This is a genomic window from Parafrigoribacterium humi, assembly GCF_040227205.1.
Taxonomy (GTDB): Bacteria; Actinomycetota; Actinomycetes; order Actinomycetales; family Microbacteriaceae; genus Parafrigoribacterium_A; species Parafrigoribacterium_A humi.
Genome location: NZ_JBELOA010000008.1, coordinates 28,590 through 45,867, shown reverse-complemented (window position 1 = coordinate 45,867; position 17,278 = coordinate 28,590). Strand labels below are relative to the sequence as shown.

Here is a 17,278-nt window from a genome sequence, read left to right as displayed (position 1 = left end):
TCCCCGCCGTCGACACTATTTGACGGTGAATCCGCTCTTCTTCAGATCGTCGACCGTAGTCTTCTGCATCTGTTCGACAGCCTGCACGAATGCCGCCTGGCTCTTGGCCTGCGCCGCTTTTGCGAAGTCGTCGTTATACGCACTGAATGCGACATTGACGTTGGGGCCATAGGTGAACGGCTTCACGGTCGCGGCCACCTCAGCCGCCACCTTGTAGAAGTCGGGCTGGTTGCTGAAGAACTCCGGCGCGGTGCTCAGCGCGCTGGCAGCCGCATCGGTGTCTGCCGGATAGATGCCGGTCTGGGTGACCAGCGCCTTGACTGCCTCCTGGTTGGTGTTCAGCCACGTAGCGAACTGCACCGCTTCCTTGACGTGCTTGGACTGCGAGGTCACGCCGGTAGACGAGCCGCCCCAGTTTCCCGTGGCAGGGCTCGATGCATCCCACTGAGGCATGGGGGCCACCGCCCACTTGCCCGCAGTGTCCTTGGCATTGCCGCTGAGCACTCCGGGCGCCCAGACCGCGCTGAGCCAACCCACCTGCGTTCCGTCGTTCAAAGCGGTGTTCCAGGCGGGGGTGTACATCGGCTGGTTGTCGATAACGCCGTCCTGAACAAGCTTGCCCCAGTACGAGGCAACCTTCTTCGTTGCGGCGGAGTCGATATTCACGCTCCATGCCTTACCGTCAACTCCCCACCATGACGCACCGGCCTGTTGGGCCAGGCCCGTGAACCACCCCGCATCGTTTGACGAGAACGTTCCGAGATACTTCTTCGGATCGGCCTGGTGAATGGCGGCGGCATCCTCGGCATACTCCTGCCACGTGGTCGGTACCGAGAGACCGAGGTTCTTGAACACGTCTTCCCGGTAGAAGAACATCATCGGCCCGGTGTCTTGCGGAATCGCATAAAGCGCGTCTCCACCGAGAGTGACGGAGTCCCACACCCCGGAGGAGAAGTGATCCTTGAGGTTGCCGGCGTCGGTCTTCGAGAGGTCAGTCAGCGCACCGGCCGACACCAAAGTCGGAAGCTTTTGATATTCGACCTGCATGAGATCCGGCGCACCACTGCCCGCCTTGATAGCGGTCAGCAGCTTTGTCACGGCGGGGTCGCCCCCATCTTGCTTGTTCACCGTGACGTGAATATTCGGATGCGATTTATTCCAGATCGCCACCACCTTGTCGAGATTTGGCGCCCAGGCCCAGTAAGTGAGATTCACCTTCTGGCTCGAGTTGTCATTCGAAGTGTCGGATGTTCCTGCGGAGCATCCGGTCATCAGCAGTGCCGCTGCGGCAGCAACCGCAACAGCGGTCACGCGTAGTGATCTGTGCATTCGTCCTCCTTGTCGAAAGCTTTCGTACGGTGCATTGGGACATGCGTGTTCTCTGCTCGATACCATCATCCGCCACGAGTAAAGGTAGCTTCGGACTGTGAGCGCTCCTAGTAACCCACAAACCTAGTTCCATGTCAACAGTTGAAAACAAGTCGTGACAGGATGTTTATGCTGTGCTAAAACTGGGAGCGTACACAGTCAAAAGGAGATTGTTCGGAATGCCACCTAGCCGCCCCGCTTTCACGACCGACGCCGGTGTTCCGAGTCCATCTACACGCACGCCCGGGTTCGCGCAGCCGGCCGGGAGCGAGCACCCCGCGGCGTCCATACGACGCAACACAGGGACGCCGCTTCGCTATGGAGGGGACTACAACCCGGATCAGTGGCCGCGCGAGACCTGGCCGCAGGACATCGCTTTAATGAAGCAGGCTGGCGTCAACATGGTCAGCCTCGGCATCTTCTCCTGGGTCAAAGTAGAGCCGCGCGAGGGCGAGTACGAGTTCGGCTGGCTTGACGAGGTAATGGATCTGCTCGCCGAAGCAGGTATCGATGTCGATCTGGCCACCCCTACGGCAGCCCCGCCCGCGTGGTTCTGGAAGAAGTACCCAGAAGCACGCCCGGTCACCCGCGATGGCGTGATCCTCGGCGGTGGCTCACGCGGCATGGTCAGCCCCAGCTCTCCGGAATATCGACGGGCATCCGTCGCCATCGCCGAACAGCTGGCGCGACGTTACGCACGACATCCAGCGCTGGCAATGTGGCACGTGCACAACGAGTATGGTGCCCCAGTCGGCGAATCATATGACGACTATTCGGTGGTTGCCTTCAGGCGCTGGCTTCAGGAGCGATACGCCACCATCGACGCTCTCAACGCCGCGTGGGGCACGGCATTTTGGGGACAGAGCTACGGCGAATGGGACGAGATCGACGCACCACGCCGCTCGGCGACGGTCTCGAATCAAGCGCAGCAGCTGGACTTTCACCGCTTCACCTCCGACGCCCTGCTCGAATGCTTCATAGCCGAGCGCGACGCTATCCGCACGTACTCCCCCGACGTGCCGATAACTACTAATTTCATGGCAACCAATTGCCTCACCCCCGACTATTGGCGCTGGTCGCGCGAGGTGGATATCGTCTCGAACGACCACTATCTCGTGGCCGAACGCAGCGACAACCACATCCTGCTGTCGATGGATGCAGACCTCACCCGATCCCTGGCCGGCGGTCGCCCATGGGTACTGATGGAGCATTCGACCGGCGCGGTCAACTGGCAGCCTCGCAACATCGCTAAGCGAGCGGGCGAACTCACGCAAAACAGCATGGCCCACGTGGCCCGTGGAGCCGACGCCGTCATGTTCTTCCAGTTTCGCGCGTCCAGGGTAGGAGCAGAGAAGTTCCATTCGGCGATGCTGCCGCACGCCGGCACCGATACCCGCATCTGGAAAGAGGTGTGCACCCTTGGCGAGCAACTGAATGTGCTGGGCGAGCTCGCGGGCACGAGGGTATCGGCGAGGGTTGCACTGCTCTGGGACACCGAATCGTTCTGGGCACAGGACCTTGACTGGCGCCCGAGCATCGAGTTGAACCACCGCGAACGCATCGAAGCGTTTTACACCGCCCTGTGGAACCGCGGTGTCACGGTCAACTTTGCACATCCCGGCCACGATTTGAGCAGTTATGACGCAGTCATCGCACCGAGCCTGTATCTGGTTACGCCGCTAGCGGCGCAGAACCTGAGTGCATACGTCGCTGGCGGCGGCAGCCTGCTTGTGTCGTACTTTTCCGGCATAGTCGACGAAAACGACGCCGTCTATCCTGGCGCCGCACCCGGTGCGCTTCGCGATGCCCTGGGCATCGATATCCACGAGTTCCTGCCGTTCCATGAGGGCGAAACCGCGGTGCTCGACTCCGGAGCGGTAGGTTCCGTTTGGGCTGACGACATACACCTGACGACCGCCCGTGCTGTGACCCAGTTCAGCGACGGCCCGGCAGCAGGCAAGCCCGCGATCACTGTCAACGACTTTGGGGACGGACGTGCGTGGTACGTATCGACCAAGCTCGATGGTGCCGATCTCGAATCGCTTGTCATCGAGGTATTGGATGGCGCAGGCGTCGCAACGCATGAGCCGCCGATCGGGGTCGAGACAGTACAGCGTTCAAGCGATCAAGCGGACTTTCTTTTCGTCATCAACCATGGCGACGCACCGGTCTCGATAGCCGCCGAGGGACACGAGCTGCTGACCGACACGGCAACCGGTGGTTCGGTGACCGTCCCCCCTGGCGAAGTTCGGGTGGTACGTCACATCCGCTGATTCTGGGGGAAGGCGCGCCCCACCAACCGTGCCGACACGTCAAGGAGGACGTTTATGCACTTCACGAACCCGCACCACGCCAACCGCCCTGGACACCGCCTCTCGATCGCCGGGATCGCCGCCCTACTCATGACGCCCGCGCTCTCGATCGGGTTGATCGCCCCCAGTGCCGTCGCAAACCCGGCTGGCGGCAGCCCCTCGGGATCCGTCTCCGCGACGGTAGCCAACGCGAGCTTCGAGTCTGGATTGACAGGCTGGACGAGCGTCGGGCAACAGGGTGCCGCGAAGATCGAAACCGCCGGGTACTTATCAGACCATCGACTCACGCAATGGCTTGCCGAATCCGCGACGGTCACGACCTCGCAGACGATCACGGGGCTGAGCGAAGGCTGGTGGACGATGCGAGCACACGTACTCTCCGGTGGGGCTGTCGACTCTTCATCGATCCGTCTCGTCGGGTGTGGTGTCGACGGGTCAACGACAGTTCCGTCGACCGAGACTGACAACGCCTGGCTGGAGCTGGCGGTGAGCGCCTATGTCTCAAACGGAAGCTGCACGCTGCAGTTGAAAACCTCGGGTGCGGCTGGCTCGTGGGCGAGCATGGATGACGTATCGCTGAGCCGCGGAACAGTGGACCGCAGCATCCGCGGTGCCGATCTCTCGAGCGTGCCGAAAAATGAGGCGATGGGGGCCGTCTACAAAGACAACAGCGGCCATCGAGTCGACCCGGTGAAGGCATTTGCGGATGCCGGAGCAAATCTCGTGCGCATCAAGGCGTGGGTGAACCCGCCCGATGGCTACAACGACACCGCGCATGTCGTCGCGCTGGCGAAGCGCGCACAGGCAGCCGGAATGCAGGTGCTCGTGGACTTCCACTATTCGGACACCTGGGCAGACCCCGGCAAGCAGACGATCCCAGCGGCCTGGAAAGACATGTCGGCCGCGCAGATGACCACGGCGCTATACGACTACACGGAGGGCGTCATGCGCGCACTCAAGCGTTCCCGAATCACCCCCTACGCAGCGCAGATCGGCAACGAAATCAACTCCGGGATGCTCTGGCCGCTCGGCCAGACATGGGATGTCGACCCCAACGACGGTGTGACCGGTGCCCAATGGGACAACCTCGCGGCGTTCCTGACAGCGGGTCACGATGCGGTAAAAGCGGTCAGTCCGACGACGAAGACCATCCTGCATCTGACCAACATCAATAACGGCATCGGCAGTCTCACCTGGTGGCTCGATGCGATCACCGAGCACCACGTGCCCTACGACCTGATCGGGCTCAGCTACTACGGCTATTGGCACGGCACGCTGGCGGACCTGCAGTCCGCGGTGACCACACTTTCGGCGAAATACGACAAAGACGTTCTTGTCGTCGAAACCGCCTACCCGTTCACGCTGGAGGACAACCCTAATCCCGCCTGGGAAAACACCATCGACCAGCCCTCGGAACTCGTGACCGGCTACCCTGCCACCCCCGAGGGGCAGGCCGCGAACTTCCGCGCGGTGCAGGATGTCGTGGCCTCGGCGCCGGGAGGCCGCGGTCTCGGAGCCGTGTACTGGGAGCCCGCCTGGACCGACATCGCGGGCAATGGATGGGATCCAGCCGACCCGACCTCCGGGAACGCCTGGGAGAACCAGGCGATGTTCGATTACAACGACGAGGAGCTATCCGCAATGAATGATTTCTCCCCCGATACGACGGCGAGTGCTGCGCTCTCCGCAAAGCCCATCTCTCTGCGAGCACCACGAGGGGCGACCTCCGCGTGGGCTCCAGTGGAAATAACCAATACGGGCACGGCCACTTTCACCGGTCGCGTGGAACTCTATGCCGTGAATGAGTTCCAGCTTTCACGCGATCGTGGCGTTGTCACTATCGCGGCCGGCGCAACCGTGACCGTGGGAACGGTATCTCATCACGGCTCACGCCCGGCACACGGAACACTCGTCATTCGCGCGGAATCCATCGGACCACGAATACCACGCGTCGCACCGCTACGCGCCTCGATAAAGGTGCCGCTCGCGTCAGCATCGAGTGACCCACAACACAGACCTGGACGGTGACAATCAGTCAATAGAAGACGGAGCGGGCGAGGGCGGTGACGTCGAGGCGGAAGCCGTCGGGCACGAAGAGGGAAACGACAGGCGGACGCCAGTAGGCGGAGAGCTCGACGGTGGCACTGCGGCCGTCGACGGTCTCGGCGCGGTCGATGTGCAGGGATTCGAAGTCGCGGTGCGGGGCCGAGGCGAGGTAGTCGGAGACGGCGTCAGCGACATCCGCTGACGTCAGGGTTGGACGGAACCCGGCGGGTGTCTGCGTGACGGCGTCGAGCTGGAAGGCCTCTGCGCCGACGAGAGCGGCGCCATCGGCCACGGTGAACAGCCGCTTGCGCTCGATGTAGAGGGAAGTCGCGGCGACCACGAGCAGAATGAGCACGAGCGAGAGGAATCCGTAGAAGATCGTGAGCGGAAGGATCGAGCCCTCGTCGTCTCGCATCCCGGCTCGGAATCGGCGGGTCACGAACCGCTCCAGAAGCGGGACACCTGCTCGGTGGCAGTCGCCTTGAGCGGGACGGCCAGTGGCACGCTGACATCGACAACCGAGGGCACGAGCGGTAGTCGAACCGACACCGCGACGTTCACCGTGACCGTGCCGAGTCTCGTGAGGCACGCGTTTGGGTTCGGCTCGCAGGTGATCGACACCGTTGCGTCGTGCGCGTCGAGACCGTAGTCCCTGAGAGCGAACTGGATGGCCCGCTCGGCCTGTTGCTCGGCCTCGTCTACCGTGTGCGCCTGCACGAACACCCTCACGGCCTGCCGCGCCGCGCCTTCGACGGCGAGCGATCCGGCCTGCAGCGCCGAGACCACGAGCACGAGATACACGAGCAGCAGCAGCAGGATCAGCCCTGCGGTGATGAATTCGAGCGGAGCGTTGCCGTCGTCGTCAGCCCAGAGTCTCGACCGAAGCATGGCCCGTCACCTCCAGCCCTCCGTCGATTCCGACCAGGCCGACGAGTGGCAGCGGCGCGTGCACGGTGACCTCTGCTGCCGGATGCCCGAGATAGTCCCGATAGCTCGCCGTCACGTCCTCTGCGTACGCCGCTCCGATCGCGGTGGTGATGAGGTCGCGCGTGCGCGCCACGCCGTCCGGCAGGCCGCTGTCGGCGAGGGCCGCGTACCGCGCGCCCTCTGCCGCGGCGTCGAGAACGGTGTTGCGGATGTGCAGCGCGAGGCCGAGCTGGATCACCGAGAGGGTGAGCACGGTCAGCAGGCCGCCGACCATGACGAACTCGGCGACGGCAGAGCCGTCGTCGTCGCGCAGGTGTCGCAGCACAGTTCGGTGATTCGCGGGGCTCAGAAGTTGAGCACGCGGGAGATTGCCTGCTGGAACACGTTGCTGAGCGCAGGCCCGGCGATCGCCCAGATGATGATCACGAGGCCTGCGGTCATGAGCGTGATGAGCACCCATCCGGGAACGTCACCGCGCTCGTCACGCCCGAGGCGCTCGGTTATTCGTGCGGCGAGGGTGTGCAGTCTGGCCATGATGGTTCCTTATCTGTTGATGCGGTCTGCGGCTCAGAAGCCGAGTTGGAGCACGAAGATCCCGGGGAAGATAGCGAATGCGATAGTCGTGGGCAGGATGAGGAAGACGAGCGGGATGAGCATCGCGACCTCTTTCTTGCCCGCGAGTTCGAGCAGCTCGCGTTTGGCGTCGTCGCGGCCGTCCTGGGCCTGGGCGCGCAGCACCTCGGACAGCGGTGTGCCTCGTTCGAGCGCGCCGGTGATCTGTTCGACGCAGCGCGACAGCGCGGGCAGCCGGATGCCGCTGTCGAGTGCGCGAAGGGATTCGGCGAGCGGGATCCCGGTGTTGACGTCCGCCACCACCCTCGCCAGCTCACCCGCGAGCGCACCCTGGCTGATCTGCGAGACGCGGCGCAGGGCATCCAGGATTCCCTCTCCGGCCGAGAGGCTCAGGGTGAGGAACTCGAGCACGGTCGGCAGTTCGTTCGCGATCCTGTGCAGCCGAGCGCGGGCGGCCCTCTGCAGCAGGTGATCGCGCAGCACGACGCCGGCCGCGCCACCGATGACGACGATGACGATGCCCAGCACTGGCGCGATGGCGTGGCTCCGGGCAATCGCAAAGACGGCGGCGAGTCCGAACACGATACCGCCGAGCCCCCAGAGCAGTTGGCGTGACCGGAACGCCTCAACGCTCAAGGGTGACCCGGACTGGCGCAGCCGTAGTTCGATCGTTGCCGCCCCACCCAGGACGCGTCCGAGCAGCGCCCGGCCACGGAGCAGAAACGGCGAGAGGAGCATGCCGATGACGGGGAGCGGATCGGTCGCACCGCGCGAGAGCATCTCGCGCGCCTGCGGTGAGACGTCGGCGAGGTAGGGGGCGATGCGGGTGACCAGGCGGGGGCGCCCGAGTCGCGGCACGAGGCTCGCGAGCGACCAGAGCCCCACTCCCAGCGCGAGGCCGCAGACCGCGGCCCAGGCGGCAAGCGACGTCACTGGAACCACCTGCGCTCTTCCGGCATCCGCCCGAGACTCAGCATGAGGCGGTAGGCGACGACGCTCACGACGAGGCCACCGACGATGAGCACGACCCCGCCCGCCGTGTTGTACGCGGCGGCGGCTTCCGGCCTGGTTGCGAGGAGCAGGAGGATCACCCACGGGGCCGCGACCCCGAGCTTCGCGGCGTTCTTCACCCAGGACTGCCGCGCCTCGACCTCGGAGCGGATGGCCGCATCCTGCCTCAGGTACGCCGCAAGATTGCGGAGCACGGTCGTCAGCTCGCTGCCTCCGACCTCGCGCGACATCCGCAGAGTCTCGAGGATGCGGTCAGCGACCGGATCGGCGAGTGTGGCCTTCAGCTCGTCGAGGCAGAGCGCGAAGTTGCCGGTGCGACGATAGTCTCGCTCGAACCCCACGAAAGCGCCCCTCGTGAACGCGGGTCCGGTGTGCGCGAGAGCAGCAACGCTGTCGGGCAGGGCGAGACCGGAGCGCACAGCGGAGACCAGATGGTCGACGACATCCGGCCAGATCACGCGCGTGGCACGCCGGCGCGACCGCGCGCGCCAGTTCACGACGGTGAGCGGGAGAACCGCGGCGACGAGTGCGGCCGCAGCGGCAAGCGCCGCGACGGGCACGAGCGCGAAGGCAACCGCTCCGCCGAGCAGGGCGACGAGAAGGGAGACGGCGACGAAGGCCGCGAGCGATGCCGAAGGCATTCCGGCCTGGGCGAGACGTTCCCGCAGCAGGGCCGAGATTCCGCCGCGACGAGCCTCCCGCTTCGCGCGCGCGGGCCAGAGGAAGGGCGAGGCCACGAGGAGCAGGCCCAGTCCGCAGGAGCAACCGAGCAGGATCGTCATGCGGCACTTCCTGACAGCGTCGCGTCCTCCGGCCGTACCGCACGTTCGGGGAGCGTGGCATCGCCTGACAACACGGCAGCGGGGTCGAAGCCTGCCGCCCTGAACTTCTCGGCTTTCATCGGGTAGCCTCCCGTCGGCACGAGCGTGCCGCGCTGCATCGCGAAAATCGTGGTCGTGTCGATAGCGGATTCGATGACGCTGCCACTCGTCGCGAGTACCTCTGTGATGCGTCTCGAGCCGTTTCGGTCGAGCTCGCAGTGCACGACGATGTCGATGCTCGATGCCACGGTGGGGATCACGAAGGAGGAGTCGATGTTGCGGCCCGCGAGCAGCGGCAGCGTCGAGAGCTTGGTGAGAGCATCCCGAGCGCTGTTGGCGTGGATGGAACACATGCCGGGCAGGCCCGAATTAAGCGCGATGAGGAGGTCGAGCGACTCGGCCTCGCGCACCTCGCCGACCACGAGGCGGTCGGGGCGCATCCGCAGTGCCTCCTTGATCAGTCGCCGCAGGGTGATCTCGCCCGTGCCCTCGAGGCTCGGCTGCCGACACTGCATCGCGACCGTGTCTCGAGCGCTCAGGTCGAGTTCGAAGGTCTCCTCCACTGTGACGATGCGCTCGCTCGGCCGCGCGGAGGCGAGCAGCGCGTTCAGCAGGGTGGTCTTGCCACTCTGGGTCGCGCCGGAAACCAGGATGTTCTGCCCCGCCAGGACTGACATCCGCAGGAACTCTGCCGCCTGCTGGGTGATCGAGCCGAGCGCGACGAGCGTCTGCAGCTCGCCGATGCGCTTCGTGAACTTGCGGATGTTGACGGCCCAATGCTTGCGCGTGATGTCGGGAATGACGACGTGCAGCCTGCTGCCGTCGGGCAGGGACGCGTCGACGAAGGGCGAGCTGAGGTCGACGCGGCGGCCGGATGACTGCAGCATCCGTTCGACCAGGTCACGCACCTGGCTGCCGTCGAGTTCGACGCTCGTGAGCTGCGGGATGCCGCCACGGGCCACGAAGACCCGGCTCGGCCCGTTGATCCAGATCTCCTCAACCTCCGGGTCGTCGAGGAACGGCTGCAACGGGCCGAAGCCGGTGAGGGTGGCGACGATCTGCCGCGTCGTGAGCGCCTCGTCGGCCAGCAGCGGGAGCGAGCCTCCCAGGGCACGTTCGCTGTAGCGCTGAACCTCGTCGTGGACGTAGCGCTGGGCGAGTGCGTGGTCGCCGCCGAGATCGATGCCGTCGCGGCGCACGCGCTCGCGCACCTGCTCGGTGATGATCGATACGGCCTTCGACATCCGAACATCATGGAGCAGACCGCGAAGACCGCGTTGAGGTTATCCACAGGGGCCCACATGACGCCCCGAACCTCAGGAGTTCAGGTACGCCAGGGTCGCGAGCACGCGGCGGTTGCCGCTGTCGTCGGGCGAGAGGCCGAGCTTGGCGAAGATGTTGCCGATGTGCTTGCTCACCGCGGTCTCCGTGACGGTGATCGACTGCGCGATCTCGTGATTGCCGAGGCCCTGCGCCACGAGCGCCAGAACCTCGTGCTCGCGCGGGGTGAGCGTGCGGATCGGATCATCCGCCCGGCGACGGGTGAACAGCTGGGCGATCACCTCCGGATCCATCACGGTAGCCCCGCCGATCACGCGGCGCAGCGCATCCACGAACTGCCCGATGTTGCCTACGCGCTCCTTGAGCAGATAGCCCACGCCCTCGGAGCCCCCGGCGAGCAGGCGGCTCGCGTACTCGTCCTCGACGTAGGCCGAGAGCACGAGCACGGGGAAACCGGGGGTGCGGGACCGCAGCTCGAGCGCCGCCTTCAGGCCCTCGTTACTGAAGGTCGGCGGCATCCGCACGTCGAGAACGGCGCCGTCGGCCTCCACCGTCTCGGACGCCGCGAGCAGGTCTTCCGCAGTGCCGACGGCGGCGACCACCTCGAAGCCCTCGTTGCGCAGCAGCAGCGTGAGCCCCTCGCGCAACAGCGCGTCGTCTTCGGCGATCAGAATCCGCATGGCAACTCCACCCTCACTGTTGTCGGCCCGCCGGCCGGGCTGTCCACGGTCAGCGTTCCCTCGAACGCCGCCGCGCGCCGCGCAATTCCTGCGAGCCCTGTGCCCGCGCCGTCGGCCGTTGCGCCTCCCCTGCCGTCGTCGGTCACCTCGAGCACGAGAACGTCCTGGTCAAACTCGCGCGTCGTGTGCAGGGTCACGCTCGCATGACTCGCCTGGGAGTGCTTCGCCACGTTCGAGAGTGCCTCGGCCATGACGAAATAGGCCGCAGCCTCCACCGCCGCGGGCGCACGCCGCAGCCCCGAGACCTCGAGCACGGTCGGGATGACCGAACGACTCGCCAGGGTGGATGCCGCACCGGCGAGCCCGAGTTCGTCCAGCACCGGCGGGTACACGTCATGCACCGCATTCCGCAGCTCCGCGAGCGCTCCGGACGCGGCATCCTGCGCGCGTTCGATGAACGGCAACGCGGATGCCGGGTCGGTCTCGAACGCCCGGTGCGCCAATCCGAGCATCATCACCACGCCGAGCAGCCGATTCTGCGCGCCGTCGTGCAGCTCGCGCTCGATGCGGCGAAGCTCCGCTGAGTGCGCCGCGAGGGCCGCGGCGCGACTGGTCGAGAGTGCGCTGATGCGAGTCCTGAGTTCTGCATAGTGCCTGGGCTCGAGGATGCCGATGGTGCTGCTCGCGATGCGGCGCGCGAACCACGGAACGAGAAACCACGCGAGCACCAGATAGAACACGCCGAGGAGCGTGCCGAGAAAGGCCAGCGGCCAGCTCGTCACCGCGAAATTGACGTTGAACGGGCTCGACGCGGCGAACAGCCACCAGTAGGCCGGCGTCAGAAGAAGGATGAGGCCGTCGATCACCAGCCAGCACCCCAGGAAGGAAACAAGCAGCACGATGGTCAGGTGCACGAGCAGCCACCCCAGCTGGCGCCTCGTGGTGGGCGAGGCGACGATCTTCCGCACGTCATCGCTCGTGTGCGAACCCGCAAGGTCGTCACGGCGCGCGCACGCCGGAATGGCCACGATCCGTGTGCCTCGCTCGCTCGCGAGATAGGCCACCCTGTCGAGCACTCTCGCGGTGAACGGCACCACGACGCGGCCGGCACCGAATGGCAGGAACGGCAGCGTCAGCACGACAAGAACGAGTACGGCAAGGGATACAGGCACCCAGCACGCCTCGACCGCGAGATAGACCAGCAGGCGCGGCAGCGACCGCCATCGCGATGCCCAGGAAGTTCTCACGGGTTCCATACTGTCGGAGCGAGGGCGCATTGTCGGTATAGCCAGCTACACCATGAAGACGCCGCCTGGCTGGATCGCCCGCGCGGCGCGACATCCGTAGTTTCGGTTTCATGCCATTCAATAAGCGTGAAATGACCAGGGATGCCGAGCCGACGTTCGCGGGAGCGCCCGGCGATCGCCAGCCCGCGGTGCAGCTCGAGAACGTCACCAAGGTCTACGGATCCGGGTCACAGCAGGTCGCCGCCCTGCGCGGGGTCACCCTCACCGTTCCCGCGCGCTCGTTCACCGCGGTGATGGGCCCGTCCGGCTCGGGCAAGAGCACGTTCCTGAACTCCGCGGCCGGGCTGGACAAGCCCACCTCGGGGCGCGTCATCCTCGGAGACACCGAGATCTCGAAGCTCAGGCCGCGCCGGCTCACGACCTTCCGTCGAGACCACGTCGGATTCGTCTTCCAGTCCTATAACCTGTTGCCCCACCTCTCGGTCGCGCAGAACATCACGCTGCCACTGCTGCTGGCGAGACGGCGGGTGGACCAGGCCTGGTTCGCCCACATCGTGCAGGCCGTCGGCCTCACGAACCTCACCGACAGGAGCCCGCAGCAGCTCTCGGGCGGGCAACAGCAGCGCGCGGCGATCGCCCGCGCGCTCATCGCGAAACCCGACGTGGTCTTCGCGGATGAGCCAACGGGAGCGCTCGACTCCCGCACCAGCCACCAGGTGCTCGACCTGCTGCGGAACACGGCATCCGAACTCCAGCAGACCGTGGTGATGGTCACCCACGATCCCGTTGCGGCATCGTATGCCGACAAAGTGTTGTTCCTCGCCGACGGCCAGCTGGCCGGGTCGGTCGACTCCCCCGACGCGCAGACCATTGCGGACCGGATGACGACCCTGGGGCAGTGGTGACCATGTGGCACGTGACACTCAGTTCGATTCGCTATCACCGTCGCGGCCTCACGAGCGTCTTTCTCGCGATCCTGCTGGCCTCCACCCTGCTCACCGCGCTCGGGGTTCTCCTCGAGTCCGGCCGCAACGGAGGCATCGCTCCGGTGCGCTACGCGGGCGCCGATGTCATCGTCGGTGCTTCGCAGGAACTTCCCGCATACCGCACCCCCGGCTCGTCGTCGACCAAACCGCCCGTGCCGTTCAGTGAGCGCGCCGGACTACCGGATGCGACCGTCGCCACGGTCGCGGCCATCCCGGGCGTCGACCGCGCCATCGCCGATGTCACGATCCCGCTCACCACGAGCGCACAGCGTGAGGTCGACGCGCACGGCTGGTCCAGCGCAGCGCTTGCTCCATACGAGCTGACCAGCGGGCGTGCCCCGCGCGGTGCAGACGAGGTCGTGCTGGACGACTCGTTCGGACTGAAGCCCGGAAGCGGCATCCAGCTCGCCTACGGCGGAGTCGCCCAGAACTACAGGGTGTCAGGCAACTACGCGGTGTCAGGCACGAGCCACGACGCGGCGCAGGGCGAGAAGCCTGGCGATGCGACGCCTGCGGTCTTCTTCAGCGACGCTCATGCTGAGCAGCTGTGGCCGCACCACGGCACGGTGGCCACGATTGGGGTGATCGCGAAACCCGGAACGGATGCGGGCAGCCTCGCGTCCACGATCGCGGAGAAGGTTCCCGGCGTCACGACCTACACCGGAATGGCCCGCGGTGAACTCGAGTCCTTCGACTCCTTCGGCGCTCGTGCCCGGATCACCGAACTCAGCGGCTCCTTCATGGGTGTCTCGCTCATGATCGCGCTGGTGGTGGTTGCGAGCACCCTGTCCCTGTCGACCGCCGGGCGTCGCCGCGAATTTGCCATGCTTCGGGCGATCGGCACGCACGGCCTGCAGATCCACGCGATCGTCGCCCGCGAGGTGCTCGTCGTCGCGGGTGCCGCGGCGCTCCTCGGAACGGTTCCAGGATTCCTGCTCGCCGGTTTTCTGAAGGATCAGTTTGTGCAGGCGCACGTCATCCCCGCTGACTTCGCGCTGTCATACAGCCCCATTCCCGCGCTCACCGCGGCGGCGATCAGCCTAGCCACGGCCCTCGGTGCCGCTGCGATCGCCGCGCGGCGTTCCGCGAAAATAGCTCCGGTTGACGCCCTGCGCGAATCCGCAACAGAAGAAAGAGGTCTGGGCAAGGGCAGGGCGGTCACCGGCGTCCTGCTCCTCGCGCTGGGTCTCGCCGCGTCGGCACTGCCGCTGGTCTTCTCCGGACTGCTGGGTCTCACAGCCGCAGCGGCCGCATCCCTGCTGAACATCGTTGCTGTGGCGCTGCTCGGCCCCTGGATCGTGGGGCTGGCCCTGCGCATTGTGGGCCCGTTCCTGCGCATTGGCCGCTCGGGTGCCGCGATGCTGGCCCGGGCGAGCGCGCGGGCAAACACGCGCCGACTGGCCTCCGCCATCGTTCCGCTCGCGCTTGCCATCACCTTCGCGTCCGTGCAACTCTTCCTGCCGACGACCATCTCTGCAGAGGCGTCGCAGCAGACGGTGAAGGGGGTCAGCTCGGATTACCTGGTCACCTCTGCCGCGGGAATTTCACCCGAGCTGGCGGGCAAGGTCGCCACGGTGCCCGGCGTGACCGCCGTGAACCCGGTGGTGCGGTCGACGGCGCTCGTCGACACCCCGCTGGTCGAGGAGGTGTCGTCATACTCCCTCCAGGGGATCGACCCTGCCGCTCTCGAGTACACCCTCGACCTCGGCGTGAAGAGTGGATCCCTGACCCGGCTGTCGGAGCCGAACACGGTCGCGGTGAGTTCCGACACCGCGGCCGTGACGGGCGCGGTGGTGGGCCAGCCGCTGGCCGTGGGGCAGCCGCTCAAGCTTCACCTCGGCGATGGCACAGCCATGACCGCCACGGTCGTCGCCGTCTACTCGCGCGGGCTCGGCTTCGGCGACCTGACGATGGCGGCGAGTACCGTGCGACCGCACACGACCACCGCGCTCGATGACTACCTTCTCGTGTCCACCACGAGCGCAGCTCACACGAGCGCAGCGAGCGCCCTTCGATCGCTTGGACTGGTCGTGCAGCCGCGGGATGCCATCACCGCTGCGGGAGGCGACGCGCGGGATTCGCAGTCATGGATCAATATCGTCGCCCTCGCGGTGATCTTCGGATACATCGCCTTGTCGGTCATCAACACGCTGGTGATGGCCACGGCGGAGCGCAGACGCGAGTTCACCCTGCTGAGGCTGATCGGTGCGTCGAACCGCCAGGTACAGCGGATGACCTTCATCGAATCCGTGCTGATCGGCGGGATCGCGGCCGTCGCGGGAACTCTCGCCGCGATACCACCGCTGTTCGGAATCGCGGTCGGCGTCTCCGGCCAGCCGATCCCCACCATCCAGCCGGTCGTGTATCTGGTGATCATCGCGGCGACCGTATTGCTGGGGCTCGTCTCGATCGCGATTCCCACCAGATCCGCGCTGGCTGCTCGCTACAATTGACCAGCCGCGGGAGTGGTGAAATTGGTATACACGCAGGATTTAGGTTCCTGTGCCGCAAGGCGTGAGGGTTCGAGTCCCTTCTCCCGCACGGAATCAATTGGGGGAAAACCCCACAGCATCAACTATGACCAACCAACTAGCCTGTCACTAACAGACGACTGGAGAACAACCACGTGGTGCACTCGGCCCTCATCCCCTGGCTCGACCCGAACACGCTCATCGCGGGCTTTGGAGCGTTCGCGCTCGTCGGCGTCGCCTTCATCGTGTTCGCGGAGACCGGCCTGCTCGTCGGGTTCCTCCTTCCGGGCGACACCCTGCTCGTCATCACCGGGCTTCTCGCGTTCCCGGGCGACAAGCAGCTCATCCAGATCGACATCTGGTGGGTCGCGTTAGCCATCGGGTTCGCGGCGTTCCTCGGGGGAGAAGTCGGGTATCTCATCGGACACAAAGCGGGTCCACGCGTCTTCGAACGCAAGGAGACCGGCCTGTTCAGCATCGAGAACGTGCGGCGCACCAACCGCTTCTTCGAGCGCTTCGGTGGCCTTGCCGTGATCCTCGCCCGCTTCGTGCCGATCGTGCGTACCTTCGCGCCCGTCGCGGCGGGCGTCGGCCACATGAACTACCGCAGGTACTCGTTCTACAACCTGATCGGGGCGGTGATCTGGGCGGCGGGCCTCACCGTCGGCGGCTACCTGCTCGGGTATATCCCGCCGGTCGCGGACTTCGTCAGCAACTACATCGACGTCATCCTCGTCGGCGCGGTCGTGATCACCCTGATTCCCACCGTCTACCACTACGTGCAGTCCACGAGGAAGGCGCGCAAGGCCAACCGCGAGGGCGTGACACCGCTCAGCCCGGAGGAGCTCATGCTGCGCAAGGGTGCCTTCGACCAGAACCCCGACACCTGAGCTCTGCGTTCCGGGTCTGAGTCCTGAGTTCAGACGGGATTCAGCCCGCTGACGGCCTCGTGCCCTCGCGCAGGCGATCGAGAGAGCGCTGTCCCGCGCGGCGCACGTCTTTGTCCGGGTCTTTCAGCATCGGTGTGAGCAGGTCCAGGTGCTCCACGGCGCCGACCTCCGCAAGCGCCCTGGTGGCCGCGGACCGCACTCGCGGCACCTCATCCGTCAGCAACGCCGACAGGGCCGCCGGGTCGCCGATCACGCGGGTCGCGCAGACCTTCGCGCACATCTCGCGCACCCGCCAGGCCTGGTTGCCGAGTCCGGCGATGATGGCGGATGTCGCGGCCTCCGCCGCTTCACCCTCGCCCCACACGTACCCGAGGGCGCGAGCACCCCACAGCTCCGGCCAGTACAGGGCCGGGGCGCCGTCGAGCACGCCCTGCGCGTGACGCCCGCCGAGGTAGAGCAGGATGTCTGCACCCTCGTTGCGAGCCCGCAGCAGGCCGACCGCCATGGCCGTCACGCGTTCCTCGCCGTAGCGCTTCACGGCGAGCGCGATGCGCGCCTCGAGCGAATCATCGAGGGGAATGGGGCTGATCTCATCACTAGTCATGGCGCTCTCAACGCTACCCGTCATCCGACGCCCCTCTCACGCCCTTGCACGCGCCCGTATC

Annotated in this window: 16 protein-coding genes and 1 tRNA gene; 6 read left to right on the top strand and 11 right to left on the bottom strand. The window is 65.9% G+C overall.

The genetic code is table 11. From position 1 onward, the window contains the following. Positions 1 to 15: 15 nt before the first annotated feature. On the bottom strand, positions 16 to 1,311 hold the full coding sequence (locus tag ABUA28_RS11925) for an ABC transporter substrate-binding protein (protein ID WP_349904404.1): 1,296 nt from the start codon (positions 1,309 to 1,311) through the stop codon (positions 16 to 18). A gap of 437 nt (positions 1,312 to 1,748) precedes the next feature. Here ABUA28_RS11925 and ABUA28_RS11920 point away from each other — a divergent pair, with 437 nt between their 5' ends. Together ABUA28_RS11920 and ABUA28_RS11915 are read left to right on the top strand one after the other, a co-directional pair. Then, positions 1,749 to 3,641 (top strand): beta-galactosidase, encoded by a 1,893-nt coding sequence (locus ABUA28_RS11920; protein ID WP_349904403.1) that lies wholly within the window; start codon positions 1,749 to 1,751, stop codon positions 3,639 to 3,641. Between the two features lie 54 nt (positions 3,642 to 3,695). Continuing rightward, entirely contained in the window at positions 3,696 to 5,708 is a 2,013-nt protein-coding gene (locus tag ABUA28_RS11915) for a glycoside hydrolase family 53 protein (protein ID WP_349904402.1), read from the top strand. Between the two features lie 7 nt (positions 5,709 to 5,715). Here ABUA28_RS11915 and ABUA28_RS11910 read toward each other — a convergent pair whose 3' ends face one another. The 9 genes from ABUA28_RS11910 to ABUA28_RS11870 all read right to left on the bottom strand — a co-directional run bounded on the left by ABUA28_RS11910 (position 5,716) and on the right by ABUA28_RS11870 (position 12,266). Further along, on the bottom strand, positions 5,716 to 6,165 hold the full coding sequence (locus ABUA28_RS11910; RefSeq protein WP_349904401.1) for a pilus assembly protein TadG-related protein: 450 nt from the start codon (positions 6,163 to 6,165) through the stop codon (positions 5,716 to 5,718). After that, positions 6,162 to 6,614: a hypothetical protein gene (locus ABUA28_RS11905; RefSeq protein ID WP_349904400.1), complete on the bottom strand. Its 453-nt coding sequence runs from the start codon at positions 6,612 to 6,614 to the stop codon at positions 6,162 to 6,164. The genes ABUA28_RS11910 and ABUA28_RS11905 overlap by 4 nt, the downstream gene beginning before the upstream one ends. Beyond that, on the bottom strand, positions 6,589 to 6,978 hold the full coding sequence (locus ABUA28_RS11900) for a TadE/TadG family type IV pilus assembly protein (protein ID WP_349904399.1): 390 nt from the start codon (positions 6,976 to 6,978) through the stop codon (positions 6,589 to 6,591). Before ABUA28_RS11900 ends, ABUA28_RS11905 begins: the two co-directional genes overlap by 26 nt. Before the next feature lie 20 nt (positions 6,979 to 6,998). Beyond that, positions 6,999 to 7,187, bottom strand: a complete 189-nt coding sequence (locus ABUA28_RS11895) for a hypothetical protein (protein ID WP_349904398.1) — start codon at positions 7,185 to 7,187, stop codon at positions 6,999 to 7,001. A 33-nt stretch (positions 7,188 to 7,220) separates the two neighbouring features. Beyond that, a complete protein-coding gene (locus tag ABUA28_RS11890) occupies positions 7,221 to 8,168 on the bottom strand; it encodes a type II secretion system F family protein (protein ID WP_349904397.1) in 948 nt (315 codons plus the stop codon). Further along, the gene (locus tag ABUA28_RS11885; protein WP_349904396.1) at positions 8,156 to 9,019 is read right to left on the bottom strand and encodes a type II secretion system F family protein; all 864 of its coding nucleotides are present in this window, start codon (positions 9,017 to 9,019) and stop codon (positions 8,156 to 8,158) included. The genes ABUA28_RS11890 and ABUA28_RS11885 overlap by 13 nt, the downstream gene beginning before the upstream one ends. Beyond that, positions 9,016 to 10,302, bottom strand: coding sequence for a CpaF family protein (locus ABUA28_RS11880; protein ID WP_349904395.1), 1,287 nt, complete (start codon positions 10,300 to 10,302; stop codon positions 9,016 to 9,018). Before ABUA28_RS11880 ends, ABUA28_RS11885 begins: the two co-directional genes overlap by 4 nt. Before the next feature lie 72 nt (positions 10,303 to 10,374). Next, positions 10,375 to 11,019 (bottom strand): response regulator transcription factor, encoded by a 645-nt coding sequence (locus tag ABUA28_RS11875; protein WP_349904394.1) that lies wholly within the window; start codon positions 11,017 to 11,019, stop codon positions 10,375 to 10,377. Continuing rightward, positions 11,007 to 12,266, bottom strand: a complete 1,260-nt coding sequence (locus ABUA28_RS11870) for a sensor histidine kinase (RefSeq protein WP_349904393.1) — start codon at positions 12,264 to 12,266, stop codon at positions 11,007 to 11,009. Before ABUA28_RS11870 ends, ABUA28_RS11875 begins: the two co-directional genes overlap by 13 nt. 110 nt (positions 12,267 to 12,376) lie before the next feature. Here ABUA28_RS11870 and ABUA28_RS11865 point away from each other — a divergent pair, with 110 nt between their 5' ends. The 4 genes from ABUA28_RS11865 to ABUA28_RS11850 all read left to right on the top strand — a co-directional run bounded on the left by ABUA28_RS11865 (position 12,377) and on the right by ABUA28_RS11850 (position 16,613). Next, positions 12,377 to 13,171: an ABC transporter ATP-binding protein gene (locus ABUA28_RS11865; RefSeq protein ID WP_349904392.1), complete on the top strand. Its 795-nt coding sequence runs from the start codon at positions 12,377 to 12,379 to the stop codon at positions 13,169 to 13,171. Positions 13,172 to 13,182: 11 nt separating this feature from the next. After that, entirely contained in the window at positions 13,183 to 15,705 is a 2,523-nt protein-coding gene (locus tag ABUA28_RS11860; RefSeq protein ID WP_349904391.1) for an ABC transporter permease, read from the top strand. 6 nt (positions 15,706 to 15,711) lie between these two features. Beyond that, positions 15,712 to 15,793, top strand: a tRNA-Leu gene (locus ABUA28_RS11855). Between the two features lie 88 nt (positions 15,794 to 15,881). After that, on the top strand, positions 15,882 to 16,613 hold the full coding sequence (locus ABUA28_RS11850) for a DedA family protein (protein ID WP_407075446.1): 732 nt from the start codon (positions 15,882 to 15,884) through the stop codon (positions 16,611 to 16,613). A 40-nt stretch (positions 16,614 to 16,653) separates the two neighbouring features. Here ABUA28_RS11850 and ABUA28_RS11845 read toward each other — a convergent pair whose 3' ends face one another. Then, complete coding sequence (locus tag ABUA28_RS11845) at positions 16,654 to 17,217, bottom strand: HEAT repeat domain-containing protein (protein WP_349904389.1); 564 nt, start codon at positions 17,215 to 17,217, stop codon at positions 16,654 to 16,656. Positions 17,218 to 17,278: the final 61 nt, after the last annotated feature.